This is a genomic window from Georgenia satyanarayanai, from assembly GCF_023715365.1.
GTDB classification, from domain to species: domain Bacteria; phylum Actinomycetota; class Actinomycetes; order Actinomycetales; family Actinomycetaceae; genus Oceanitalea; species Oceanitalea satyanarayanai_B.
In genome coordinates this window covers 1-1,640 of sequence record NZ_JAMBNZ010000033.1, presented here as the reverse complement: position 1 = coordinate 1,640, position 1,640 = coordinate 1, and the positions used below count along the sequence as shown (strand labels likewise).

At 57.5% G+C, this 1,640-nt stretch carries 1 rRNA gene; it reads left to right on the top strand.

The features are described from left to right. Positions 1 to 47: 47 nt before the first annotated feature. Positions 48 to 1,573: ribosomal RNA gene (locus M3148_RS16865) — 16S ribosomal RNA — on the top strand. The last annotated feature ends 67 nt before the right edge of the window (positions 1,574 to 1,640 follow it).

Sequence of the window (1,640 nt, the reverse complement as noted above, 5' to 3'; positions counted from 1 at the left end):
GTGTTTCTTCGTATGGTTGTTACCCCTTTTGGGGGTGGCGATAGACATTTACGGAGAGTTTGATCCTGGCTCAGGACGAACGCTGGCGGCGTGCTTAACACATGCAAGTCGAACGATGAAGCCCAGCTTGCTGGGTGGATTAGTGGCGAACGGGTGAGTAACACGTGAGTAACCTGCCCCTGACTTCGGGATAACTTCGAGAAATCGTGGCTAATACCGGATATGACACGTGCCTGCATGGGTGTGTGTGGAAAGATTTATCGGTTGGGGATGGGCTCGCGGCCTATCAGCTTGTTGGTGGGGTGATGGCCTACCAAGGCGACGACGGGTAGCCGGCCTGAGAGGGTGACCGGCCACACTGGGACTGAGACACGGCCCAGACTCCTACGGGAGGCAGCAGTGGGGAATATTGCACAATGGGCGAAAGCCTGATGCAGCGACGCCGCGTGAGGGATGACGGCCTTCGGGTTGTAAACCTCTTTCAGTAGGGAAGAAGCTCTTCGGGGTGACGGTACCTGCAGAAGAAGCGCCGGCTAACTACGTGCCAGCAGCCGCGGTAATACGTAGGGCGCAAGCGTTGTCCGGAATTATTGGGCGTAAAGAGCTCGTAGGCGGTTTGTCGCGTCTGCTGTGAAAACGCAAGGCTTAACCTTGCGCCTGCAGTGGGTACGGGCAGACTAGAGTGCGGTAGGGGAGACTGGAATTCCTGGTGTAGCGGTGGAATGCGCAGATATCAGGAGGAACACCGATGGCGAAGGCAGGTCTCTGGGCCGTTACTGACGCTGAGGAGCGAAAGCATGGGGAGCGAACAGGATTAGATACCCTGGTAGTCCATGCCGTAAACGTTGGGCACTAGGTGTGGGATCCATTCCACGGGTTCCGTGCCGCAGCTAACGCATTAAGTGCCCCGCCTGGGGAGTACGGCCGCAAGGCTAAAACTCAAAGGAATTGACGGGGGCCCGCACAAGCGGCGGAGCATGCGGATTAATTCGATGCAACGCGAAGAACCTTACCAAGGCTTGACATACACCGGAAAAGTGCAGAGATGTGCTCCCCGTAAGGTCGGTGTACAGGTGGTGCATGGTTGTCGTCAGCTCGTGTCGTGAGATGTTGGGTTAAGTCCCGCAACGAGCGCAACCCTTGTCCTGTGTTGCCAGCACGTCATGGTGGGGACTCATAGGAGACTGCCGGGGTCAACTCGGAGGAAGGTGGGGATGACGTCAAATCATCATGCCCCTTATGTCTTGGGCTTCACGCATGCTACAATGGCCGGTACAAAGGGCTGCGATACCGCGAGGTGGAGCGAATCCCAAAAAGCCGGTCTCAGTTCGGATTGGGGTCTGCAACTCGACCCCATGAAGTCGGAGTCGCTAGTAATCGCAGATCAGCAACGCTGCGGTGAATACGTTCTCGGGCCTTGTACACACCGCCCGTCACGTCATGAAAGTCGGTAACACCCGAAGCCGGTGGCCCAACCCCTTGTGGGAGGGAGCTGTCGAAGGTGGGACTGGCGATTAGGACGAAGTCGTAACAAGGTAGCCGTACCGGAAGGTGCGGCTGGATCACCTCCTTTCTAAGGAGCTCACCACACCTCCGCCCGCTTCGTCGGGGTTCATCGGTGGTGTCAGGTGGCCACGCAG